Raw genomic sequence first — 23,947 nt, 5'->3', positions numbered from 1 at the left:
ATCGCCAAGGCCAAGCTGGTAAACAGCCCCTTAACCCTGTGGGTGCGACAAAGGCGGCTGAACGTCAGCCGCAGGAAGGTTCGATCCTTCATGTCCACCGCCCTCGTCATCGGCCGCCAGGCCTGGATCAGCGCCCGCATCCTGTGGGACGCGCCCTTCGTGGTGCGGTTCAGGGGCGTCTTGCAGGCCCTGCTGGCGACCCTGCTGCTGGTCGCCCTGGTGTCGTGGAATCCGGCGGACGCCAGTCTGAACGCCGCCTCCAGCCTGCCGACGACCAACTGGCTGGGGGCGAACGGCGCCCTGTTCGCCGACCTGTTCATGCAATCGCTGGGTCTCGCAGCCTGGCCCGCCGCCCTGCTGCTGGTCGCCTTCGGCCTGGCGCGCGCGGTCGGCGATGCGATCCAGCAAAGGCTCAAGCCCACGCCGTTGAAAGCTCTGGCCGCGACCGGCGGGGTGCTGCTGCTGTCCAGCGCGCTCGCCGCCCTGGCCGCGCCCGCCGCCTGGCCGCTCGCCGCCGGTCTGGGCGGTCTGTGGGGCGATGCGGTGACAGGCCTGGCGGCGCGCGGTCTCGGCGCCCTGCATATCCCCGGCGGCCGCATCATTGCAGGCCTCGTCTTCCTGGTCGCTGGGCTGTGGCTGGTCGGTTTCGCCATCGGCCTGCGCGCCATGGATTTTCTGGACGCCCTGCACTGGGGCAAGTCGCTGCGCGCACCCGCGCCGCCTCAGCCGAAGCCCCAGGCCGCCCGCGAAAAGGCGCCTGCCAAGGCCCGAGCGCCCCGCGCCGCGCCACTGGAAGAGCCTCCGCTGGCCCCGATCTATGCAGAAGAGCCGCCTCAGACCGCCTATGATGACCTGCCGCCTTGGGAGGACGACGCCGTCCAGCCCGCGCCCCGCCCCTCGGCCGCCCGCCCGGTCGAGCCGCGCGTCGCCGCGGTCAAGGCGCCCAAGGCCCGCAAGGACGACGTGGACCAGCAGGCCTTCGACTTCGTGCGGCCGGAAGGCGATTTCGATCTGCCGCCGCTCGGCATCCTGACCAAGCCGGCCCAGCGCGTCGGCTCGGTGGACGAGGACTCGCTGAAACAGAACGCCAAGATGCTGGAAGGCGTGCTGCAGGAGTTCGGCGTGCGCGGCGTGATCGACCAGATCCGCCCCGGCCCTGTCGTGACGCTCTACGAACTGGTGCCCGCGCCGGGCGTGAAGCACGGCCGGGTGGTCGCCCTGGCCGACGATATCGCCCGGTCGATGTCCGCCCGCGCCTGTCGTATTTCCGTGGTCCAGGGCCGCAACGCCATTGGCATCGAACTGCCCAACGCCAAGCGCGAGACCGTGTATCTGCGCGACCTTCTGGCTAGCGCCGAATACGACAAGAAGGGTCACCTGCTGCCCCTGGCGCTTGGTGAGACCATCGGCGGAGAACCCTATGTCGCCGACCTGGCGCGGATGCCTCACCTCTTGATCGCGGGCACCACGGGCTCGGGCAAATCGGTCGGGGTCAATGCCATGATCCTGTCGATCCTGTATCGCCACAGCCCGGCCGAATGCCGCTTCATCATGATCGACCCCAAGATGCTGGAGCTGTCGGTCTATGACGGCATCCCGCACTTGCTTGCGCCGGTCGTGACCGATCCGAAGAAGGCCGTCGTCGCCCTGAAGTGGACGGTGCGCGAGATGGAGGATCGCTATCGCCGCATGTCCAAGCTGGGGGTGCGCAACATCGCCAGCTACAACGAGCGCGCCCGAGAGGCCCAGGCCAAGGGCGAGCATTTCGAACGCACGGTCCAGACCGGCTTCGACGACCACGGCCGCCCGGTCTATGAGTCCGAGAAGATCCGCCCCGAACCCCTGCCCTTCCTGGTCGTGGTCATGGACGAGATGGCCGACCTGATGTTGGTCGCCGGCAAGGACGTCGAGGGCGCGGTTCAGCGTCTGGCCCAGATGGCCCGCGCCGCCGGCATTCACCTGATCATGGCGACCCAGCGCCCGTCGGTGGACGTCATCACCGGCACCATCAAGGCCAACTTCCCGACCCGGATCTCCTTCCAGGTCACGTCCAAGATCGACAGCCGCACCATCCTGGGCGAGCAGGGCGGCGAGCAGCTGCTGGGCCAGGGCGACATGCTCTACATGGCCGGCGGCGGGCGGATCACCCGCCTGCACGGCCCGTTCGTCGACGACAAGGAAGTCGAGGACGTCTGCAAACACCTGAAGGCGCAGGCCGAGCCCGACTATCTGGATCTGATCACCGACGAGCCGGACGGCGACGGCGACAACGGCTATGACGAAGGCGGCGGCGGAGGCTCGGGCGACGACCTGTACGATCGCGCCGTCGCCGTGGTCACCCGCGACCGCAAGGCCTCGACCAGCTACGTCCAGCGCCGACTGCAGATCGGCTACAACCGCGCCGCCTCCCTGATCGAGCGAATGGAGCAGGAAGGCGTGGTCAGCCCCGCCAACCACGCGGGCAAGCGCGACGTCCTGGCCGGCCCGCCGCCGATGGTGTGACGAAAATCGAGGAACGGCTGCGGCTCGGAGCCGTTGTCTGACCCGCTATCGCGTCCAAGCTTCAGCATTTCGATGAACAGGGCTTCATCGCAGCGCCGGAATATGGTCAGGCTCGCGTCATTCCAACGCCAAGCCGACCGGGCAAGACGGCAGGATCGACAACCATCCCGAACGGGAGACGAACTTCATGACCTCGCGCGCCAAGACCGTGGCTATGGCCACATCCGACCTGCACCGCCGCAGCCTGCTGCTGGGCGCCGGCCTGACGACCGGCCTGATCGCGCTGGGCGCCTTCGACGCCGCCCACGCCCAGTCCAACCTGTCGGCTGAGGATCGCGCCGTGGTGCAACAGGCGCAGGGCTATCTGCAGGCCCTGACCTCGGCGCAAGGAACCTTCACCGAAACGGGTCCGAACGGCCAGACGCGCCAAGGCCGCTTCTATCTGCAGCGTCCGGGCAAGATGCGGTTCGAATACACCAACCCGGCCGGTCTGCTGGTGGTGTCGGACGGCTATAATGTCAAACGCTACGATCCGCGCCTGAACAGCTTCCAGCAGGTGCCGCTGGGTCGCACCCCGCTGTCTACCTTCCTGGCGCGTAATGTGCGGCTGGACCAGGGCGTGCGCATCGAGCGCGTGAACCGGATGGCTTCGGGCGCCTTCGCCATCACGGCGCGGGATTCCAACCGCCCGAACGACGGTCAGGTCGTGCTGGCCTTCGCCGGCAATCCGATGCGTCTGCAAGAGTGGACCATCACCGATCCGCAGGGCGCCCGCACCCGGACCCAGTTGACCGCGCTGCGGCCCGCGTCTGGCCTGTCTGCGCGCCTGTTCCAGCTCAGCGATCCGACCCGTCGTCCCGGCCGCAACTAAGGGCGTTCAGTCTAGGGTGTTCTGGGGGCGGGTGACCATTCCTCAACCCCTGTTTCGCTAGACTGGCCGCATGAGCGCGACCGCCCCGCCATCCGGCGTCCCATCGCTGAAATGGATCGCGGCGGTCGGCGCGGGCGCCTTTGCTCTGTTCCTGCTAGGCGCACTGGTGGTCGAACCCGCACTGAACCGCCTGATCGCGCCGATCGACGCGCCTGTCGGACCTCGTGTGTATGGACAGGTCGAGGTCGGGGAAGTCATGCTGTCCGGGCGCTACGTCGCGGCCAAGTCTGACATGGTGCTTGACGTGGACGGCGGCGCGCTGAGCACGACCGCGGGCGGCCGGCTGAACTCGGCGCCCCATCGGCTGGTTCAAGCGGATCAGCAGGCCAGCGTCTCAAAAAGTTTCACCGACGCCATGGTCGTACCGCCGATGGCCCAGATCGAGGTGCGGCGTGTCACGGCTGACGACGACACGCGGCTGTGCGCCGGTCATCCCGTCGGATGGCTGGCCTTGGCCGTGCGGCGCGACGGTTTCGTCCTGATGCCGGTGCGACAGGGGCCGCCGCCGGGGGCCCTACTGGCCGACGACCGCCTGTGCGCCGTCTTGGACCTCAGCCGATGATCCGTGGTCTGGTGCTGGCGGCCTTGGCCGGACTAGTCGCCGCGCTTCTGACCTGGACCCGGCCGGGCGCGACGGATGGGACGGCGACAGACCCTGTCGTCATTCAGGTGCTCGACAACGGCTTTCACACCGATATCGCCGTGCCGCGCGCCGCGCTGGAACGCCGCGGCGGTCCTCTTGCGCTTGCAGTCCAATCCTTGGCGCCCGGCGACTGGATTTTGATCGGCTGGGGCGATGCGAAATTCTACGTCGATCAGCGGCCGATTTCGGATCGGCTGCCCGACGGGGCGCGCGCCTTTCTGCATCCCGGCAATCGATCGGTGCTGATGCTGGCCCCTCGACACGACGATCCGCGCCTGACCTATGGCGAAGACAGCGCCGCCCTGACCCTGAGCCGCGCCCGCTTCGAGCGTCTGGCCGCGCGGGTCGAGGCCTCGCTTGATCTGTCGAACGGCCGGCCGCACATCGCAGCCCTGCGTCCCGGCGACGACGCGCGCTTCTTCGCCAGCCGCGAGACCTTCTCCATACTGCACCTGTGCAATCACTGGACGGCCAGTGTCCTGAACGCCGGCGGCGTGGCGATCCGTCCAGTTCCGGCCATCACCTCGGGCGAGGTGATGCGCTCGGTTCGGGCCGCCGAACGGGCGCGAAAACTGGACAGACCCCCGCTGCGGGACTAGACCGCCCGACTTTCGCCTATCCGGCCGGGTCCGATCCCCAGCGGGCGGACAAGAAGGAGAGGCCGATGGCCCACAAGCAACACACCCGCAACGCCTCCGGCCCCGCCGGACCTAGCCAGCGCCAGCTGCGCGCCGGCGAGCTGATCCGTCACGCCCTGGTCGACATCCTGCGCGAGGAGGATATCCGCGACGAGGCCCTGGCCGGGGTGTCCATCACCGTGACCGAAGTGCGCCTGTCGCCGGACCTGAAACACGCCACCTGTTTCGTCGAGCCTCTGGGCGCCGGGGTCGAGGCCGCGCCGACCAATGGCCATGAGAGCGAGATCATCAAGGCGCTGAACGTCCACGCCAAGTTCGTGCGCGGCCAGCTGGGCCGCCGCCTGGACATGAAGTTCACGCCCGATCTGAAGTTCCGCCACGACGAAAGCTTCGACGCCGCCAGCCACATCGACCGCCTGTTCGACGACCCCCGCGTCCGCGCCGACCTGGAGCGCCGCGACGACGAGGGCGATCAGTGATCCTCCGGCCTCAAGTAGCGCGAAGCGCGGTAGGCCAAGCATAATGGCTCGCAAGAAGAAGGGCGACATCGTCGACGGTTGGGTCTGCCTGGACAAGCCGTTCGAGATGGGATCGACCGAGGCCGTCAGCCGCATCCGTCGCCTGTTCAACGCCCAGAAGGCCGGTCACGCCGGAACGCTCGACCCGCTGGCCAGTGGCATCCTGCCCATCGCGCTGGGCGAGGCGACCAAGACCGTGCCGATGATGATGGAGGCGCAGAAGGTCTATCGCTTCACCATCAACTGGGGCGTCTCGACCGACAGCGTGGACCGCGAGGGCGAGATCATCGCCCGCTCCGACGTGCGACCAACGGTCGATCAGGTGAAGGCCGCCCTGCCCGCCTTCGTCGGCGAGATCGACCAGACGCCGCCCCGCTTTTCCGCGATCAAGGTGGACGGCGCCCGCGCCTATGACCTGGCCCGCGACGGCGTGGAGTTCGAGCTTCAGGCCCGCCGGGTGACGATCCATTCGGCCGAGGTGACGGATGCGCCGGACGCCGACCACGTGGAACTGACCATCCGCACAGGTAAGGGCGTCTATGTCCGCTCGCTGGCCCGCGACCTGGCCGCCGCCCTCGGCGCCGAGGGTCATGTCAGCGCCCTAAGACGCGAGCGCGTCGGGCCGTTCAGCACCCAAAACGCCGTCACTCTGGATTCTCTGGAGGAAATGGTGCATAGGGGCGCCGCCTCGGAAGGCTTGCTTGCCGTCGCGACCGCTCTGGACGACATCCCGGAACTGGCCGTGAACGAACAGGACGCCTTCTCGCTTCGGCAGGGACGCCCGATCGTTCTGCTCCCCCGTCAGGTGGAAACCCTAAAGGATCGTCTTACCGGCGGTTCGCGCACGGTTTCAGCCTTTCAGGGCCAGACCCTCGTCGCGCTGTGTCAGTTGCGGGCCGGCCGGCTAGAACCCGACCGCGTTTTCAATCTTTCCTGATCGCCTGATCAGGAGACTCCAACCCGGCCTCAAGTAGCGCGAAAGCGCGGTAGGCCACCAAGGGAGAACTACGATGTCGGTTACTGCTGAACGCAAGCACGAGATCATCGCCGATAACGCCCGCTCCGCCGGCGACACCGGCTCGGCCGAGGTTCAGGTCGCGATCCTGTCGGAACGCATCGCCAACCTCACCGAACACTTCAAGACCCACAAGAAGGACAACCACTCGCGTCGTGGCCTTCTGAAGATGGTGTCGCAACGTCGCCGCCTGCTCGACCACCTGAACAAGGTCGACGCCGGTCGCTACCAGGCGCTCATCTCCAAACTGGGCCTGCGCCGCTAAGGCGTCGGAACAGTGTAGAATACGCTTTCGAGGCGCGGGCGGTCACGTCCGCGCCTCGTTGTGTAACTAGACACGACCTGTGCGCCGCAGGACTTACCGGCGCAGCTGCGAGGGCCATGACGGTCCTCTCCCGGTCGTCGCGATGGCGCGGCGGCCTCTGGATCGAAGGACTGAACGCCGACGCATCCGCCCCATGATGGGACCCCGCACGGAATACGCCGTCCGGGATACGAAAGACAAAATATGTTCGACATCAAACGCAAGACGATCGACTGGGCCGGCCGCCCGCTGACCCTGGAAACGGGCCGCATCGCCCGCCAGGCCGACGGCGCCGTGCTGGCGACCTACGGCGAGACCGTGGTTCTGGCCACCGTCGTCTATGGCCGCGCGCCCAAGCCCGGCCTGGATTTCTTCCCCCTGACGGTCAACTACCAGGAAAAGACCTTCGCCGCCGGCAAGATCCCGGGCGGCTACTTCAAGCGTGAAGGCCGTCCGTCCGAGAAGGAAACCCTGGTTTCCCGCCTGATCGACCGTCCGATCCGCCCGCTGTTCGTCAAGGGCTTCAAGAACGAGACCCAGGTCGTCGTGACCGTGCTGCAGCACGACATGGAAAACGACCCCGACGTTCTGGGCATGGTCGCCGCCTCGGCCGCCCTGACCATCTCGGGCGTCCCCTTCATGGGCCCCATCGGCGCCGCGCGCGTCGGCCTGATCGACGGCGAACTGGTGCTGAACCCCGCCATCGACCTGATCCCGTCCTCGGACCTCGACCTGGTGGTCGCCGGTACGCAAGACGCCCTGATGATGGTCGAATCCGAAGCCAAGGAGCTGTCGGAAGAAAAGATGCTCGAGGCCCTGATGTTCGCGCATGCGGGCATGCAGCCGGTGATCGACGCCATCATCGAACTGGCTGAACACGCCGCCAAGGAGCCCTTCGACTTCCAGGCCGAAGACCACTCCGACGTCGTCGCCTCGATCAAGTCGCTGGTCGGCGAAGACATCAAGAGCGCCTACACCCACGCCGGCAAATACGAGCGCCGTTCGGGCGTCGACGCGGCCAAGAAAGCCGCCGCCGCCAAGCTGGTGAAGACCGACGAGAACCCTGACGGCGTCGACGGTTCCAAGTTCTCGGCCGCCTTCAAGGAGTGCGAAGCCGAAGTCCTGCGTCGCGACATCATCGAGAACGCGCACCGCGTCGACGGCCGCGCCCTCGACAAGGTCCGCGCCATCGTGTCGGAAGTCGGCGTCCTGCCGCGCACCCACGGTTCGGCCCTGTTCACGCGTGGGGAAACCCAGGCCCTGGTCGTCGCCACCTTGGGGACCGGCGAGGACGAGCAGTACATCGACAGCCTGCAGGGCACCTACAAAGAGAACTTCCTGCTGCACTACAACTTCCCCCCCTATTCGGTGGGTGAAGCGGGCCGTATGGGTTCGCCCGGCCGTCGCGAAATCGGTCACGGCAAGCTGGCCTGGCGCGCGATCCGTCCGATGCTGCCGACCAAGGAAGACTTCCCCTACACCATCCGCCTGGTCTCCGAGATCACCGAGTCGAACGGCTCGTCCTCGATGGCCACGGTCTGCGGTTCGTCGCTGGCCCTGATGGACGCCGGCGTGCCGCTGGTCCGTCCGGTCTCGGGCATCGCCATGGGCCTGATCCTGGAGCCGTCGGGCGAGTTCGCCATCCTGTCGGACATCCTGGGTGACGAAGACCACCTGGGCGACATGGACTTCAAGGTCGCCGGCACATCGGAAGGCATCACCAGCCTTCAGATGGACATCAAGGTCGCCGGCATCACCAAGGAGATCATGAAGCAGGCTCTGACGCAGGCTTCGGCCGGTCGCCTTCACATCTTGGACGAGATGTCCAAGGCTATGGATGCGCCGCGCGCCGAACTGGGTGAACACGCGCCCAAGATCGAAACGGTCAAGATCCCCGTCGACAAGATCCGTGAAGTCATCGGTTCGGGCGGCAAGGTCATCCGCGAGATCGTCGAAAAGACCGGCGCCAAGATCGACATCGGCGATGACGGCACCATCAAGGTCGCCGCCAACGACCAGGAGAAGATCGACGCCGCCAAGGCCTGGATCCAGTCCATCGCCTCGGAGCCGGAAGTCGGAACCATCTACTCCGGCAAGGTCGTCAAGGTCGTCGATTTCGGCGCCTTCGTGAACTTCTTCGGCGCCAAGGACGGCCTGGTCCACGTGTCCCAGATCGCACTGGAACGCGTCGCCAACCCGGCAGACGTCCTGTCGGAAGGCCAAGAGGTCAAGGTCAAGTTCCTGGGCTTCGACGATCGCGGCAAGACCAAGCTGTCGATGAAGGTCGTCGATCAGGCCACAGGTGAAGACCTGACGGCCAAGATTAACGCCGAGCGCGCCGAGCGCGGCGAAGAGCCCCTGTCGGAAGACACCGGCGGTCGTCCGAAACGTGACGGCGGGGATCGCGGTGGCGATCGCGGACGTCGTCGTCGCGACTAAGCGATCTCGCATCCAAGACTGATGAGGCCCGGCGGAGCGATCCGCCGGGCCTTTTTCTTTGGGGCCGCACAACGGCTGTCCGCGATTTCACTTGCCGCTTCGGCCCATGCGGTTTCCATTGCCGCATCCAAGTTTCGAGGGGCCGTTCCATGTTCGATCGTCGTCGTCTTCTTCAGTCCGCCGCCTTGGGCGCCGGTCTCGTCGCCGTGGGCGGACCCGCCTTCGCGCGTCAGGCCGGGGCATCGCAGGGCGACGCCGCCGCCCAACTCAAAACCTTCATGGACGCCACGTTCGAGCAGACGCTGGATAAGAGCCCCGAGGTCGTCACCATGTTCGGCCTGGACAAGGGCGACCGCGCCGCCGCCAAGTCCAAACTGACCGTTCCGACACGCGCCGAGGAAGACGACCAGCGCGCCTTCACGCGTCGCCAACGCGCCGAACTGTCCCGCATCGACCGCTCTAAACTCGATGCCCGCAACGCCAACTACTACGACAGCCTGACCCAGAATCTGGACGGGGTGATCGCCACCTACGACATCCCCTACGGCCAAGGCGGCTGGCCCAATCCGTACCGCGTCAGCCAGCAGGGCGGCGCCTATCAGTCCACGCCTGACTTCCTGGCCAACCAGCACACCATCGAGACGGCCGCCGACGCCGACGCCTATGTCGCCCGCGTCAACGCCTTCGCGGACGTGCTGCTGGCCGAGACGGATCGATTGAAGGAAGACTATGCGCTGGGCGTCATCCCGCCCGACTTCATCCTGGCCAAGGCGATCCGCCAGCAGGACGGCGTCCTGGCGACCCCCGCGGCGACCTCGCCCCTGACCCAGTCGGTCGTGGATCGGGCCCGCGCCAAGGGCCTAACCGGCGACTGGGGCGCCCAGGTCGAACGGCTTGTGACCGAGCGGGTCTATCCGGCCCTGGCCGCCCAGAACGCCGTGCTGAAGGCAGCCCAACCGAACGCCGTGCACGAGGCCTCGGTGCGCCGCCTGCCGCAGGGCGAGCAGTATTACGCCAATAGCCTACGCTACATCACCACGACCCGGCTGACCGCCGACGAGATCCACAGCACCGGCGTGGAACAGATGGCCGATCTGACGGCGCGCGCCGATGTGTTGCTGAAGGCGCAAGGCCTGACGCAGGGTTCGGTCGCCGAGCGGATCAAGGCCCTGGGGGACGATCCCAAATACGTCTACGCCAACACCGACGCCGGCAAGGCCGAGCTGATCGCCAAGCTGAACGCCCAGATGGCCGACATGCAGGCCCGCCTGCCCAACGCCTTCGGCCGCCTGCCCAAGGCCAAGGTCGAGATCAAGCGGGTGCCGCCCGAGATCGAGGCCGGCGCGCCGATGGGCTATTACAACTCGCCCAGCCTGGATGGGACGCGGCCCGGCATATACTGGATCAATCTGAAGGACACGGCGGAATGGCCGTCCTGGACCCTGCCGACCCTGACCTATCACGAGGCGACGCCGGGCCACCATCTGCAGATCAGCTTGCAGCAGGAGAGCGAGTCGGCGCCGCTGCTGATGAACCTGCTGGGCTTCTCGTCCTACGTCGAGGGCTGGGGGCTGTACGCCGAACAGCTGGCCGACGAGCTGGGCGCCTATGAGAACGATCCGGTGGGTCAGATCGGCTACCTGCAATCGCTGATGTTCCGCGCCGCGCGCCTGGTGGTCGACACCGGCATCCATTCCAAGGGCTGGAGCCGCGAACAGGGCATCCGCTACATGATGGAGGCCTATGGCGATCAGGAAGGCGCGGCGACGTCCGAGGTCGAACGCTACTGCGGCTGGCCGGGCCAAGCCTGCGCCTACAAGGTCGGTCACAACGAATGGGTCCGCCTTCGCGAAAAGGCCAAGACGACCCTGGGACCCAGGTTCGACATCAAGGGCTTCCACGACACGGCGCTCGCCGCCGGCGGCGTGCCCCTGTCGGTGCTGGAGCGGATCGTCGACGGCTGGGTCGCGACCCAGGCCTGAGCACGGCGGCCGCGCCGGGCCGGCGAAGAGGATCGGGACACGTCGGCGCGACGCGTCCGCCCTTTGAGAGTTGCCGCATGATCGATCGTCGCCGACTTCTGCTGACCGCCGCCGCCACGGCTGCGGTCGCCCCCGCCGCAGCGCAGGCCCAGACCCAGACGACCGCCGCCGATGCGGACGGACGCCTTAACAGCCTGCTGGACGGCTGGTTCGAAGCAGACATCGACGAAAATCCGGAGGGTGCGACCAACCTTGGCCTGGACCGCGGCGCGCGGGCGGGGCTTTCTGCAAAACTCAGCGAAGCCGGACCGGCCGCCATCCGCAAGGATCGTCAGAAGGCTGTGAGCCGCTGGGCGCAGTTGGACGCCTTCGACCAGAGCGGCCTGTCGCCCGCCGGGGCGCTGAACTACGCCATCGCGGCCTTCGGAGCCGAGACGGCCGCGCAGACGGCGCGCTTCGACTATGGGGCGGGACCGGGGCGGCCGACGCCCTATGTCGTGACCCAGCTGTCGGGCGCCTATTTCAGCACGCCCGACTTCCTCGACAACCAGCACCGGATCGAGGACGCGGCGGGCGCCGACGCCTTCCTGTCGCGGCTGGAGGCTTTCTCTGGCGTGCTGGACGGCGAGACGGCCAAAATCCAGGAGGACGCAGGTCTGGGCGTCATTCCGCCGGACTTCATCATCGACCGGATGCTGCCGCAGATTCGCACCCTGCACGACACGCCCGCCGCCGATCTCGCCATGCTGAAGTCTTTGGCGCGCAAGACCGCCGGGCTGAACCTGACCGGCTATGACGCCCGCGCCGCCGCTATCGTCAACCAGAAGGTCAAGCCGGCCCTGGCCGCCCAGATCGAAGCTTTGGAGGCCCTGCGCCCACGCGCCACCCACGAAGCCGGGGTCTGGCGCTTGCCGGACGGCGAGGCCTTCTACGCCGCCGGGCTGAAGGCCAATACGACCACAACTTTGACGGCCAAGGAAATTCACGCGCTGGGTCGCGAACAGGTCGCCGAGATTAGCGCCGAGATCGACGCCATCCTGAAGGCGCAGGGCTATACGCGCGGCACGGTCGGCGAACGCATCCAGGCTCTGAACAAGGAACCGGCCCAACTGTTCGCCAATACCGATGCGGGCAAGGCCGAACTGCTGGCCTGGCTGAACACGCTGGTCGCCGATCTTGAGCCGAAGCTGCCGCAGGTGTTCGGCCGCCTGCCCAAATCCCACGTCGAGATTCGGCGCGTGCCGGTCTCGATCCAGTCGGGCGCGCCGGGCGGTTACTATCAGGGACCGCCGCTGGATGGATCGCGGCCGGGCGCCTACTACATCAACCTGCGCGACACCGGAAACTGGCCGCGCTTCGCCTTGCCGACCCTGACCTATCATGAGGCGTCGCCGGGGCATCATCTTCAGGTCGCGCTGCAGCGCGAGTCCGGCGAACTGCCGCAATGGCGAAGGGCGGGGGGCTTCTCGGCCTATAATGAAGGCTGGGCCCTGTATGCCGAAGCGGTGGCGGCTGACGATCTGGATGTCTATGCCGATAATCCATTGGGTCGGGTCGGCTTCCTGATGTCCTATCTGTTCCGCGCCGTGCGATTGGTTGTGGACACGGGCCTGCATTCCGAGCGCTGGAGCCGTGAACAGGCGGTTGACTATATGGCGGCCTCGGGCGCCAAGCCGTTGGATGCGTCCAACAGCGAGATCAACCGATACTGCGTCTGGCCCGGCCAGGCCTGCGCGTACAAGGTCGGCCACACTGTCATCGCGCGCCTGCGCAAAGAGGCCGAAGGCCAGCCCGGCTTCGATCTGCGCGCCTTCCATGACAAGGTGTTGGAGAACGGATCGTTGCCCCTGGCCGTCCTCGAACGCGTGGTCCGAGAACAGGCCTAATCGGCGACGGTCAGGCCGTCGGCCTGGCGCAGGCGGTTGTGGATGTCGGTGGCGGCGACGGCGGCTTCGGCGGTCGCGACGGCGATCTGGTTGAGGCCGCGCACGACGTCGCCGGCGGCATACAGGCCCGGCACGCTGGTGGCCTGGTGCAGATCAACCTCCAACCGGCCGTCGTCGGCCAGACGCGCGCCCAGCCCTCGGGCCAGTTCGGCGTTCGGCGAGGTTCCGAGCGCCGAATAGACCAGGTCGAACGCGCGGCTCTGGCCGGCGTAGCTCAGGGCCGTCACGCGATCGTTCTCGATGTCGATCGCATCTAGCGGCGCCAGGATCAATTCGACGCCCAACCGTTCCAGTTCGTCACGCCGGCTGAGCGCGTCGGGCGCGCCGATGTGGATCAGGGTCACACGGTCGGAATAGGTGCGCATGAAGGCGGCCTCGCGCGCGCCCTTGTCGCTTTGGCCGATGATGGCGACGGCCTTGTCGATCGCCTCATAGCCGTCGCAGATGGGACAGATGCGGACCAGCGCCTTTTGCACCGCCGCTTCGACGCCGGGCAGATCCGGATGGTGATCGACGACCCCGGTCGCCAACAGGACGGCGCGGGCGCGGATGGTGCGGCCATCCATCTCAGCGACGAAGCCGTCGCCGTCGTGGCTCAGGCGCTGGACGCGACCCGGTTCGACGACCGCGCCATATTCCTCGGCCTGTTCGCGCATCCGCTTCAGGATGTCGGCGCCGGTGATGCCGGCCGGAAAGCCCGGCATATTGTGGCTGAGCGGGATCCAGCAGGCGCGGGGCGCGCCGCCATCCACCACCAGGGTCCGCCGACGAAAGCGCCCCAGATAGGTCGCCGCCGTCAGGCCGGCCGGGCCCGCGCCGATGATCATAACCTCCGGATCGGTCACCGCGTGCGCCAAGTGACAGGCCAAAGGTCGGACGGCACGCCGGCGCATTCGCCCATGATGCTTTCCTGCGTCAGGGTGAAGCCCTGTCCCGTCCAGGCCCAGGTCTGCGCCGCCCCGCAATCGCCAATGCCCCGCGCCTTGGCGAAGGCCGACAGGGTGCGGGTCTCGGGATCATAGGCGCCGTTGACGGTCGCGTTGTCCGGCATGACGGGATCGGAGCCCGGACCTTCCGATCCGGCGAGGATTGCGGGCCGGGGGTCGCGACCGCCCGGTCCTGTCAGATACCAGTTGTGGGTGACATTATAGGCGCCCGATCCGCAGGGCACGGCCCACAGCTCGGTGCGAGCGTCCAGCCGGGCGGACATGACCATGTCGCTGACGGCCGGCATGGCCGACTCCTTGAGGCAGTCGCCAACCTCGGTGCGAGCGCGCAGCGCGGCTGGCAGGCGCTGGCTTTGATCGCCGAAACCGGCCTGATCGACGGCCGGAGCGGGGGTGACGGTCGGCAGCGGCGGCGCGACCGGAACGAGGGCGACCGGGCGGTCGCCGCGTCGGATCAGGGCGGTGGGCGTATCCAGACGTCCCTGCTTCTCGTCGATCCACAACAGGGCGGCGGCGGCGCCGTGCAGCGAGACCTCCTGGGTGGAGGCGCCGCGAATGATCATGACCTTGCCCTGGGCCAGGGCGTCGAGGGCGGCGCGAGCGCCTTCGCGGATATCGCCGATCGGCGCCTCGACGTTGCCCGCGTCGCTGAGCACGGCCGGATAGGCGCGGCCGTCGATCGTCAGGCTGAGCGGCTCAGCAGCCTTGGCGTCGCCGTCGGGCCAATAGCCGAAGAGGATTTGAGGCTGGGCGCTCGGACCGGGCGCCAAGCTGATGCGGACCCAGCCGGCGGCGAACTCTGGCGCGAAGCCGAAGGCCCAGCAGGTCCCGTCGTTGCCGCAGGTGGCGCTCCAGTCCCGGAAGGTCTTGGTTTCAGGGCGGATCTTAAGCACCGGCGCGGCGGCGAGCGCAGCCACGTCGGCGGCCTTAGTCGCGGCAGGCGCCTTGTCCGCATCCCTGTCGCCGCAACCGGCGACGACGAGCGCCGACACGGCGAGGGCGGACAGGCCTGGGGCTGATCGGGCGACGCCGCGCCACAGGCCGTTCGGGGTCATGCCTTCTTCAACTCCGACGGCTTGTGCGCCGCACGTGCGCCGGTCTTGGCGCTTTCGACGATATACTCCGGATTATCCTTGGAGGCCGCAACCTTGTGGCCCTTGATCTTGGTTTCCGAGGTGACCTTCTTGACCACCTTGCCGGTCGTTGTGCCCTGGCTGTGGTCCCACTTCACCTTGTCGCCAGCCTTGAACGTCTTTTCTGACATGACGATGACTCCTGCTGTGTCGCTTCCTGTTCAGCGATCAGCCTGCGCATCAGTTCCGCATCGACCACGGGCGGCGCCTCGCAGAAGGTGATGATCCAACGATCCACCAGCTGGCGCTCTTCCTCCGTCATCCTGCCGTCCGTCATTGTTGCCAAGCCAAAGAGAAGTCCGCACCCGCCAAAGGGTTCAGGATGGATCTGCGTTATTCCGGGCGACGACGACGGGCGGCGGGGTTTGCGCGGGCGCGCGGCCTCGCTATACCGCCGCCACGACATTCCCTTCCCCACAGTCACAGGCGGACCGCACGCATGGCCAAGATCAAGGTCGAAAACCCCATCGTCGACATCGACGGCGACGAAATGACCCGCATCATCTGGCAGATGATCAAGGACAAGCTGGTCTTCCCGTTCCTGGATCTCGAGCTGGACTACTACGACCTGGGCATGGAGCACCGCGACGCCACCGACGACCAGGTGACGATCGACGCGGCCCACGCGATCCAGAAGCACGGCGTCGGCGTGAAGTGCGCCACCATCACCCCGGACGAAGCCCGCGTGCAGGAGTTCGGCCTGAAGAAGATGTGGAAGTCGCCGAACGGCACCATCCGCAACATCCTGGGCGGCGTGGTCTTCCGCGAGCCGATCATCTGCTCGAACGTGCCGCGCCTGGTTCCGGGCTGGACCCAGCCGATCGTCGTCGGCCGTCACGCCTTCGGCGACCAGTACAAGGCCACCGACTTCCTGATGCCCGGTCCCGGCACCCTGACGATCAAGTTCGTCGGCGAGGACGGCGAAGTGATCGAGCACGAGGTCTACAAGGCCCCGGGCGCCGGCGTGGCCATGGCCATGTACAACCAGGACGCCTCGATCCGCGAGTTCGCCCACGCCAGCTTCGCCTATGGCCTGCAGCGCAACTACCCGGTCTATCTGTCGACCAAGAACACGATCCTGAAAGCCTATGACGGCCGCTTCAAGGACCTGTTCCAGGAAGTGTTCGACGAGCACTACGCCGCCGAGTTCAAGGCGCGCGGCCTGACCTATGAGCACCGCCTGATCGACGACATGGTCGCGGCAGCAATGAAGTGGTCGGGCGGTTTCGTCTGGGCGTGCAAGAACTACGACGGCGACGTGCAGTCCGACGTCGTGGCGCAGGGCTTCGGCTCGCTGGGCCTGATGACCTCGGTCCTGATGACGCCGGATGGCAAGGTGCTGGAGACGGAAGCCGCCCACGGCACCGTGACCCGCCACTATCGCCAGCATCAGAAGGGCGAGGCCACCTCGACCAACTCGATCGCCTCGATCTTCGCCTGGACGCGCGGCTTCAAGCACCGCGCCAAGCTGGACGGCAACGCCGCCCTGGACCAGTTCGCCGACACGCTGGAAAAGGTGGTTGTGGACACCGTCGAGGCCGGCTTCATGACCAAGGACCTGGCGCTGCTGGTCGGCGACCAACAGGGCTGGCTGACCACCGAAGGCTTCCTCGACAAGGTCGCCGAGAACCTGAAGACCGCCCTGCCGGACGTGGGCTAAGGATAAGGGGGAGCCGGAAACGTCGCGAGGCGTCCGGCCCCCTCCACCGCTTCGCGGTCCCCCTCCCCCGATGGGGGAAGAGACGTTCTCAAGCAGCGCGAAGCGCGGTAGGACAAAGAAGACGTCCTCAAGCAGCCCGAAGGGCGGTAGGACAAGAACAATGAGCCCCGTCGGATCGCTCCGGCGGGGCTTTTCGTTGTGTGATCGGCCGGGGCGTGCATGATCGGCGGTAATGAGGATGCGTTCTTGAAGCGGTTGTTCGGAAACCTGGTGCTGGCGGCGGTGGTCGTGGCGGTGCTGTCCTTCTTCGCGGCGCCCGCAGTAGCCTTCTTCGCCATTCGGTCAGCGGCTGAGGCGAACGACGTGGCGGGGCTGGCGCGGCTGATCGACTTCAACGCCGTGCGCCAGTCGTTGCGGCCGCAGCTGGCGGGACGGCCCGAGGCAATGGCGCCTGCGCCGTCCTTCCTGGAAGACCCCATCGGCGCCTTCCGGCGTCAGATCCAGCAGAACCCGATCCTGCGCCAGCCGGACGTGGACGCCTATCTGACGCCCGCCGCCCTCAACGCTCTGCTGAAGGGCGAGGGCCGATACGCCAGCCAGCGCACGTCGGCGGGCGTGGCACCGGCCTCGGAGCGCAGCCGCAAGCCCTGGCCCAGCCCCGCCTACTGGAGCGTCAACCGGGCGCGCATGGGGGTGACGGATCAGGGCGGGTCGCGCACCCTGTTCACGTTCGAGCGGCGCGGGCCGTTCGAGTGGAAGCTGGTTCACATCGGCCTGCCCGACGGGACGGCCCCGGCCGTCACCGTCACCCCGCGATAAACCCGGCAACCGACGCCGCCCGGCCTGCGTTGGCGTTCCAAGGAGACGACATGAGCCGCAAGATCATCACCGCAGCCCTGATCGCCGTCGTCATCGGCGTGGTCGTCGCCCTGTTCGTCTCGCCCTTCATCGCCGCCCAGGCGCTGGTGCGGGCCGCGCGGACCGGGGATGCGGCCGGGCTGGAGCGGCAGGTGGACTTCCCGGCGTTCCGGACCAGCCTGAAGAGCGAGCTGAACGCGCGCGCGGCCCTGGAAATCCGCAACCGGACCAAGGGCGACACCGGCCTGGCGGCGCTGGGGATGCTGCTGGCCCCGTCGCTGGTCGAAGGCGCAGTCGACAACTTCGTCACGCCGCAAGGCATCGCCGCCATGGTCCGCTCAGGCGAGACGCCCGAGCCGGAACGGCCCGTGCCGGCCGACGACACGCCGGCCGTGGACAAGGACAAGATCCGCCAGTCCTGGGCCTATCGCGGGCTCAACACCTTCGCCGTCACCCTAACGCGCGACGATCGGCCGGACGATGCGCTGGTGCTGATCCTGGAACGCCGGACGCCGTTTACCTGGAAGCTGGCCGGGGTCGATCTGACGCCCGACCCGATGGGTTGAGACGGTCGGGGACAAAAACACCGTCTAAAGTGTCTAATTCGTCTGATTGGACGGCGGGCGCCGATCAAAAAGTGGGTGCAATTGGTGCGCTTTGCCTTGGGGGCGCGGCCTCCTCTGTGGTGAGCGCAGAGTATAGGCCGTCTCTGCGGCATGCTCAGGAAGCGGACGCTGCGGCCGGCTAAGCCGCTGAGTTGCAAGGCTGTCAGGTTCGAAAGTGCGATGGATTGCCCTTTCCCATTGGAAGAGGGCTTGAGCGCACGAGCGCGCATCGATCGTTCTTTCGCGAAAGGGTAAGGGTCGGGCGGTGCGACTTGGCCACCAGCCGACCCTCATCCGGCCCTACGGGCCACCTTCTCCCGACGGGAGAAGGTCATCGTATTTTTACGCCAGCGCCGCACGGACCGCCGCCAGGCCTTCCTCGGCCTTTGACCCATCGGGGGCGCCGCCTTGGGCGAAGTCGGGTTTGCCGCCGGCGCCCTGGCCGCCCATGGCGATGACGGCGGCGCGGGCCAGGTCGGCGGCGTTGACGCGGTCGGTCAGGTCGGAGGTCACGGCGACGGTGACCGCGGCCTTGCCCTCGGTGACGCCGATCAGGGCGACGACGCCGGTTCCGACCTGTTTTCTGAAGTCTTCGGCGACGCCGCGCAGACCCTTGCCGTCCACGCCGTCCAGCACGCGGGCCATCAGCTTGACGCCGTTGATCTCCTCAGGCGCGGACGACGCGCCCGAGCCGCCGCCCAGGGCGAGCTGCTTCTTCAACTCGGCGACCTGTTTCTCCAGCGACTTCACCGAGGCGGTCAGGCTGTCGACGCGGGCGGGGACGTCGGCGGTCTGGACCTTGAAGCTCTGGGCCAGCGAACGGGCGACGCCGGCCTGGGCCAGCAGATACTGACGCGCGGCCTCGCCGGTCAGGGCCTCGATGCGGCGCACGCCGGCTGCGACGCCGGTTTCCTGAACGATCTTGAACAGGGCGATGTCGCCGGTGCGGGCGACGTGGGTGCCGCCGCACAGTTCGACCGAATAGGGGGCGTTGTCGCTGACCAGCGAGCGCCCCAGCGTCAGGACGCGGACCTCGTCGCCGTACTTCTCGCCGAACAGGGCGATGGCGCCGGCTTCGATGGCCTCCTGCGGGGCCATCAGCTTGGTTTCCGCCGGGACGTTCTGGCGGATGACGGCGTTGACCTCGGTCTCGATGGCGGACAGTTCGGCCTCGGTGAGCGGGGCGCCGTGGCTGAAGTCAAAACGGGCGCGCTCGGCGTCGACCAGCTGACCCTTCTGGGCGACTGCGGGGCCGAGCACATTCTTCAGCGCCGTATGCAGCAGGTGGGCGGCGGAGTGGTTGGCGCGGCTGGTGCGGCGCTTTTCAGCGTCCACCAACTGGGCCGCGCGGGTTCCGATCTCCAGCTTGCCGGCCGTAACCTGGGCCACCAGGACATGCAGGTCGCCGGCGTGTTTACGCACATCGATGACCTCGGCCTCGCCACCCGGCCACTCCAGGGTTCCGTGATCGCCGGCCTGGCCGCCGCTTTCGGCATAGAAGGGCGTGGTGTCGAACAACACTTCGACGATGTCGCCGGCCTCGGCCGTCTCGACCGGCGCGCCGGCGTTCATCAGGGCCAGGACCTCGCCCGAGCCTTCGATATTGTCATAGCCGGTGAAGACGGTCGGCCCCATCCGGTCGCGGATCGCCAGCCATTCGTTGGTGTTGGCGGTCTGGCCCGAGCCCTTCCAGTTTTCGCGCGAACGCTGGCGCTGTTCGGCCATGGCGGCCTCGAAGCCGTCGACGTTGACCGAGAAGCCGCGACGACGCGCCTCATCCTGGGTCAGGTCCAGCGGGAAGCCGTAGGTGTCGGACAGGGTGAAGGCCGTCTGGCCGTCCAGCATGTCGCCGGGACGGAAGCCCTGAACCGCCGTGTCGAACAGGGCCATGCCGCGGCCGAGCGTGGTGCGGAAGCGGACCTCTTCCTGCTTCAGCGTGTCTTCGATGAAGGGCTGGGCGCGGGCCAGTTCGGGATAGGCGTCGCCCATCTGGGCGACCAGGGTCGGGACCAGACGGTGCATCAGGGGATCGGCTGCGCCCAGCAGGTGGGCGTGGCGCATGGCGCGGCGCATGATGCGGCGCAGCACATAGCCCCGGCCTTCGTTCGACGGCGTGACGCCGTCCGCGATCAGGAAGGACGACGAGCGAAGGTGGTCGGCGATGACGCGGTGGCTGGCGGCCTGATCGCCGTCCGATTTGGTCGAGGTGGCGTCTTCGGACGCGGCGATCAGCGTCTTGAACAGGTCGGTTTCGAAAACCGAATGCACGCCCTGGAGCACGGTGGTCATCCGCTCCAGACCCATGCCGGTGTCCACGCTGGGCTTGGGAAGGTTGCGAACGATCTGATCGTTCTCCTTCTCATACTGCATGAAGACGTTGTTCCAGATCTCGACGTAGCGGTCGCCGTCCTCGTCCGGCGAGCCGGGAGGGCCGCCGGCGATCTTGTCGCCGTGGTCCCAGAAGATTTCGGTGCAGGGCCCGCAGGGACCGCTGTCGCCCATGGCCCAGAAGTTGTCCGAGCCGGCGATGCGGATGATCTTGTCGTCGGAGAAGCCGGTGACCTTCTTCCAGATCGCGGCGGCCTCGTCGTCATCGATATAGACGGTGACCAGCAGGCGTTTGGGGTCGAGGTCGAAGTCCTGGGTGACCAGGTTCCACGCCTTCTCTATGGCGTGTTCCTTGAAGTAGTCGCCGAACGAGAAGTTGCCCAGCATCTCGAAGAAGGTCAGGTGGCGGGCGGTATAGCCGACGTTGTCCAGATCGTTGTGCTTGCCCCCGGCGCGGACGCATTTCTGCGAGCTGGTCGCGCGCGGATAGGGCGGCTTGGCGGCTCCGGTGAAATAGTCCTTGAACGGCACCATGCCCGCATTGACGAAGAGCAGCGACGGATCGTTCTGCGGCACCAGCGGGGCCGAATGGACCTTGGCGTGGCCGTCCGCCGCGAAATAGTCGAGGTAGGTGGCGCGGATCTCGTTCAGGCTGGGCATATGCGGTCTTCGGCTCGGGCGGTCGCTAGGAACCGGCGTCATATAGGGTTTTGGCGGGGAGCGCATCATCTGCGCGGGGAGAGGCGCGCGCCCCAGAGAAGACGATGTCTCCTCCCCGCTTTGCGGGGAGGGGGACCGCTGAGCGGTGGAGGGGTTGCGCCGCCTCACGTCCCTTGATCGGTGACGCTCCGAAGAGCCCCTTCTTCACGGCGCTGAAGAAGCGCCGCGCCATCTCCCCGCAAAGCAGGGAGGAGACGAAAGCGCCCGCTTCACACCCTCGGGGGCGGACCGAACTTGCCGGACTGGTAATCCTGGATTGCCTGGATGATCTCGTCGCGGGTGTTCATGACGAAGGGGCCGTGGCTGAAGACCGGCTCGCCGATGGGATCGGCATGGCCTAGCAGCACCACGGCGTCGGTGGTCGCCGTGATCCGGACCGCATCGCCGTCGGACAGGGCGGCGAGGTTCCATTGCGGGACGGGGGTTCCGGCGACGGCGATCTCGCCCTTGACGCCATAGAGGAAGACGTTGCGGCCACGGGCGACGGGCGTCTCGAACGTCGCACCGGCGGGCAGGCGCACGACGGCCAGATGGATGTCGATCAGGGACTGGATCGGCGCCTTGACGCCCAGCCAGTCGCCGGAGACCGGCTCGACCGTGACGCCGGCCTCGGTCGTGAAGGTCGGGATGTCGGACTTTGGCAGGCCGATATAGTCCGGCTTGGTCATCTTCAGCCGTGACGGCAGGTTGACCCACAGCTGCAGGATCTCCATCGGCCCGCCGCCGCGCTTGAAGGCGGCCGGGGACAGTTCGGCGTGGATCAGGCCCGACCCGGCGGTCATCCACTGGATGCCGCCCGCCTTGATGATGCTCTCGCCGCCGCCGGAATCGTTGTGGGCCAGCTCGCCGTCCAGGATGAAGGTGACGGTCTCGAAACCCCGATGCGGGTGCGGGCCGAACGGCAGGCCGGCGTTGCCCGGCGCATAGGTCTGGGGCCCGTGGTGGTTCAGGAACAGGAAGGGATCGACCTGGTCCAGGCCGGGGCCGGGTACCGGACGCCGGGTGGTCAGGTCGCCGATGTCGTCGCGATGGGCGGGGTGCAGGCGAAGGACGGAACGGGGCTGGGTCATTCGCTACATATAGGGTGGCGGATCGCCGGTGGCGAGATCAGCCTGGACGGGTCGCCGTGACAGGACGGGCGCGGCCGTCCTGAACCCATTCTCCGGCCCAGCCTTTCGCCGCCGCATGCAGACGCAGTTCGCCCTCCGACATAGGGATGACGACGACCTCGCCCTGGGTCGAGACCGGGCCGGCGAAGCCCATTTGGTCGATCCCGGCCGGCGCATCCAGACGTCGCCAGGCGCCTTCGACCCGACGGCCCTCGCCCCGGTCGGTCAGGGACAGCGACAGCAAGGGTCTTCCGTCCGGCTGGGCGATGCGCCAGCGGCCGTCCAGCGGGCCCATTGCGGCTTCGGCGTCGATCGCGGCCTGGGCCACGCCCTGGTCGTAGGTGGTCTGGCTGTCGGAGGGGCTGAACTCATAGTCGCCGGCGTAGTCGTCGACCGCGACCGGAGCCGTCAGGGGGCGGCGATGCAGGTCGGTCGCGGCGTCCCCCTCGGCCGTTTCGCGCCCGAAACGGGACGGCGGCTGATAGGGGCGAACGGCCGGCGCGCGATAGGTCTCAGGCGTCGCTTCCAGAAGACCGGTCGTCTGAATGGCGGGCTCCAGGGCGACGGCGGAAGTCAAGGCGAGCAGCAACATGAGCCCACCCTGCCAAATCGCCGGGCGCGTCGCCTAGCCGTCGAACGGACGCGGAACGCAAACGTGATCCGTCGTGATGAAACCGACGTAAACCGCACAATCCGTCGATCTGGGGGTCTGTGCGTTGACACCGGCCCCACAGGGTCACAAAAGCCTTCGCAACCGCACACGGCGATTGAATTCATTCGCTTTTGAGAACCATTCGCATGAACCAGCCCAACCCGACGCCGGGTGGCGCCTCAAGCGACCGGACGGGTCGCTTCGTCACTCAACCGAACGGACACATCGCGCCGCTGTCGCCCCACATGGGCGTGTGGCGCTGGCACGTCACCATGACGGCCTCCATCCTGTTCCGCGCGACGATCATCGCCGCCACGGTCGGCGTGCTGTTCGTCCTGGCCTGGCTGGGCGCGCTGGCGTTCGGGCCCGAGGCGTTCCAAAGCGCGCTCGATCTGGCCGGATCGCCGCTGGGCCTGCTGGTCTTCTTCGGTCTGACGGTCGTGCTATTCTCCTTCATCCTGAACGGCGCGCGCCACACCTATAACGACACCGGCAACGGGCTGACGGTGAAGTCGGCGACCGCCCTGTCGAACATCGCCGTGTGGGGACCGATCCCGCTGGCCGTGCTGTTCTGGGTCGTGCTGTTCGCCACGGGGAGGGTTTCGCTGTGAGCGGCGCCGCAAAGTTCAAGAACAACGTCAAGGTCTCCGAGCGTCACGGCGCCGGCGAATGGCTGATCGAGCGCATCCTGCTGGTGGCCCTGCTGCCGCTGGGCCTGTGGGTCGCCTCGACCGGCTTCACCCTGGCGGGCGCCGGCTATGACGCGGCGATGGCGTGGTTCGCCAATCCGCTGAACGCCGTCCTGATGGCGATCACCGCGGTGATCTTCTTCGGCTACGTCAGCCTGGCCTGGAAAGTCATTCTGGAAGACTACGTGCCCAACGTCGGAACGCGCGGCCTTCTGGTCCTGCTGCTGAACGTCGTCTTCCTGGTGCTGGCCGCCGCCAGCGTCTTCTTCATCGTGCGGCTGGCGCTGGGTTCGGCGCCGCTGCCCGCTGGTTTCGGAGCCTGATTACC

General features: G+C 67.3%; 21 protein-coding genes. 15 read left to right on the top strand and 6 right to left on the bottom strand.

Translation table 11 applies throughout. The annotated features are described in order from the left end of the window. The first annotated feature begins 90 nt into the window (after positions 1 to 90). The 10 genes from PFY01_RS02200 to PFY01_RS02155 all read left to right on the top strand — a co-directional run bounded on the left by PFY01_RS02200 (position 91) and on the right by PFY01_RS02155 (position 12,858). Positions 91 to 2,502 (top strand): FtsK/SpoIIIE family DNA translocase, encoded by a 2,412-nt coding sequence (locus PFY01_RS02200; protein WP_271042237.1) that lies wholly within the window; start codon positions 91 to 93, stop codon positions 2,500 to 2,502. A 187-nt stretch (positions 2,503 to 2,689) separates the two neighbouring features. Beyond that, the gene (locus tag PFY01_RS02195; protein WP_271042236.1) at positions 2,690 to 3,373 is read left to right on the top strand and encodes a LolA family protein; all 684 of its coding nucleotides are present in this window, start codon (positions 2,690 to 2,692) and stop codon (positions 3,371 to 3,373) included. A 70-nt stretch (positions 3,374 to 3,443) separates the two neighbouring features. Further along, on the top strand, positions 3,444 to 3,995 hold the full coding sequence (locus PFY01_RS02190) for a hypothetical protein (RefSeq protein WP_271042235.1): 552 nt from the start codon (positions 3,444 to 3,446) through the stop codon (positions 3,993 to 3,995). Beyond that, the gene (locus PFY01_RS02185; RefSeq protein WP_271042234.1) at positions 3,992 to 4,675 is read left to right on the top strand and encodes a DUF2459 domain-containing protein; all 684 of its coding nucleotides are present in this window, start codon (positions 3,992 to 3,994) and stop codon (positions 4,673 to 4,675) included. The genes PFY01_RS02190 and PFY01_RS02185 overlap by 4 nt, the downstream gene beginning before the upstream one ends. 65 nt (positions 4,676 to 4,740) lie before the next feature. Continuing rightward, positions 4,741 to 5,193: a 30S ribosome-binding factor RbfA gene (gene rbfA / locus PFY01_RS02180; protein ID WP_055809765.1), complete on the top strand. Its 453-nt coding sequence runs from the start codon at positions 4,741 to 4,743 to the stop codon at positions 5,191 to 5,193. A 43-nt stretch (positions 5,194 to 5,236) separates the two neighbouring features. After that, on the top strand, positions 5,237 to 6,169 hold the full coding sequence (gene truB, locus PFY01_RS02175; RefSeq protein ID WP_271042233.1) for a tRNA pseudouridine(55) synthase TruB: 933 nt from the start codon (positions 5,237 to 5,239) through the stop codon (positions 6,167 to 6,169). A 73-nt stretch (positions 6,170 to 6,242) separates the two neighbouring features. Further along, positions 6,243 to 6,512, top strand: a complete 270-nt coding sequence (gene rpsO / locus PFY01_RS02170; RefSeq protein WP_017506665.1) for a 30S ribosomal protein S15 — start codon at positions 6,243 to 6,245, stop codon at positions 6,510 to 6,512. Positions 6,513 to 6,755: 243 nt separating this feature from the next. Continuing rightward, positions 6,756 to 8,990 carry a polyribonucleotide nucleotidyltransferase gene (gene pnp, locus PFY01_RS02165; protein WP_055809759.1) on the top strand — a complete coding sequence of 745 codons (2,235 nt, stop codon included), beginning with the start codon at positions 6,756 to 6,758 and terminating at the stop codon, positions 8,988 to 8,990. Between the two features lie 149 nt (positions 8,991 to 9,139). Beyond that, the gene (locus PFY01_RS02160; protein WP_271042232.1) at positions 9,140 to 10,972 is read left to right on the top strand and encodes a DUF885 domain-containing protein; all 1,833 of its coding nucleotides are present in this window, start codon (positions 9,140 to 9,142) and stop codon (positions 10,970 to 10,972) included. Positions 10,973 to 11,049: 77 nt separating this feature from the next. Further along, a complete protein-coding gene (locus tag PFY01_RS02155; protein ID WP_271042231.1) occupies positions 11,050 to 12,858 on the top strand; it encodes a DUF885 domain-containing protein in 1,809 nt (602 codons plus the stop codon). Here PFY01_RS02155 and PFY01_RS02150 read toward each other — a convergent pair. Genes PFY01_RS02150 through PFY01_RS02140 form a run of 3 tightly spaced genes read right to left on the bottom strand, consistent with a single transcriptional unit; the run spans position 12,855 to position 15,129 of the window. Further along, a complete protein-coding gene (locus PFY01_RS02150; protein ID WP_271042230.1) occupies positions 12,855 to 13,763 on the bottom strand; it encodes an NAD(P)/FAD-dependent oxidoreductase in 909 nt (302 codons plus the stop codon). The genes PFY01_RS02155 and PFY01_RS02150 overlap by 4 nt on opposite strands. Then, the gene (locus PFY01_RS02145) at positions 13,760 to 14,920 is read right to left on the bottom strand and encodes a DUF1176 domain-containing protein (protein ID WP_271042229.1); all 1,161 of its coding nucleotides are present in this window, start codon (positions 14,918 to 14,920) and stop codon (positions 13,760 to 13,762) included. The genes PFY01_RS02150 and PFY01_RS02145 overlap by 4 nt, the downstream gene beginning before the upstream one ends. Continuing rightward, positions 14,917 to 15,129, bottom strand: coding sequence for a DUF2945 domain-containing protein (locus PFY01_RS02140; RefSeq protein ID WP_017506660.1), 213 nt, complete (start codon positions 15,127 to 15,129; stop codon positions 14,917 to 14,919). Before PFY01_RS02140 ends, PFY01_RS02145 begins: the two co-directional genes overlap by 4 nt. A gap of 308 nt (positions 15,130 to 15,437) precedes the next feature. Here PFY01_RS02140 and PFY01_RS02135 point away from each other — a divergent pair, with 308 nt between their 5' ends. From PFY01_RS02135 to PFY01_RS02125, 3 genes are all read left to right on the top strand, one after another. Beyond that, positions 15,438 to 16,658 (top strand): NADP-dependent isocitrate dehydrogenase, encoded by a 1,221-nt coding sequence (locus PFY01_RS02135; protein WP_039246750.1) that lies wholly within the window; start codon positions 15,438 to 15,440, stop codon positions 16,656 to 16,658. A 246-nt stretch (positions 16,659 to 16,904) separates the two neighbouring features. Continuing rightward, a complete protein-coding gene (locus PFY01_RS02130; RefSeq protein WP_271042228.1) occupies positions 16,905 to 17,477 on the top strand; it encodes a DUF2939 domain-containing protein in 573 nt (190 codons plus the stop codon). Between the two features lie 50 nt (positions 17,478 to 17,527). Next, entirely contained in the window at positions 17,528 to 18,082 is a 555-nt protein-coding gene (locus PFY01_RS02125; protein ID WP_271042227.1) for a DUF2939 domain-containing protein, read from the top strand. 381 nt (positions 18,083 to 18,463) lie between these two features. Here the strand turns inward: PFY01_RS02125 and alaS are convergent, their stop codons facing one another. The 3 genes from alaS to PFY01_RS02110 form a co-directional block, all read right to left on the bottom strand. Then, a complete protein-coding gene (gene alaS, locus PFY01_RS02120; protein ID WP_271042226.1) occupies positions 18,464 to 21,109 on the bottom strand; it encodes an alanine--tRNA ligase in 2,646 nt (881 codons plus the stop codon). 269 nt (positions 21,110 to 21,378) lie between these two features. Continuing rightward, positions 21,379 to 22,239: a pirin family protein gene (locus PFY01_RS02115; protein ID WP_271042225.1), complete on the bottom strand. Its 861-nt coding sequence runs from the start codon at positions 22,237 to 22,239 to the stop codon at positions 21,379 to 21,381. 37 nt (positions 22,240 to 22,276) lie between these two features. Then, positions 22,277 to 22,870, bottom strand: a complete 594-nt coding sequence (locus PFY01_RS02110; RefSeq protein WP_271042224.1) for a hypothetical protein — start codon at positions 22,868 to 22,870, stop codon at positions 22,277 to 22,279. Between the two features lie 206 nt (positions 22,871 to 23,076). Between PFY01_RS02110 and sdhC the strand changes: the two genes are divergently transcribed. Both sdhC and sdhD read left to right on the top strand, forming a co-directional pair. Continuing rightward, positions 23,077 to 23,541 carry a succinate dehydrogenase, cytochrome b556 subunit gene (gene sdhC, locus PFY01_RS02105; protein WP_017506653.1) on the top strand — a complete coding sequence of 155 codons (465 nt, stop codon included), beginning with the start codon at positions 23,077 to 23,079 and terminating at the stop codon, positions 23,539 to 23,541. Continuing rightward, entirely contained in the window at positions 23,538 to 23,942 is a 405-nt protein-coding gene (sdhD, locus tag PFY01_RS02100; protein WP_174086837.1) for a succinate dehydrogenase, hydrophobic membrane anchor protein, read from the top strand. Before sdhC ends, sdhD begins: the two co-directional genes overlap by 4 nt. Positions 23,943 to 23,947: the final 5 nt, after the last annotated feature.

The sequence above is a fragment of the Brevundimonas vesicularis genome (genome assembly GCF_027886425.1).
GTDB lineage: Bacteria > Pseudomonadota > Alphaproteobacteria > Caulobacterales > Caulobacteraceae > Brevundimonas > Brevundimonas vesicularis_C.
Note: the sequence above shows the minus strand (reverse complement) of the source record. Positions and strands in the feature narration are given on the sequence as shown.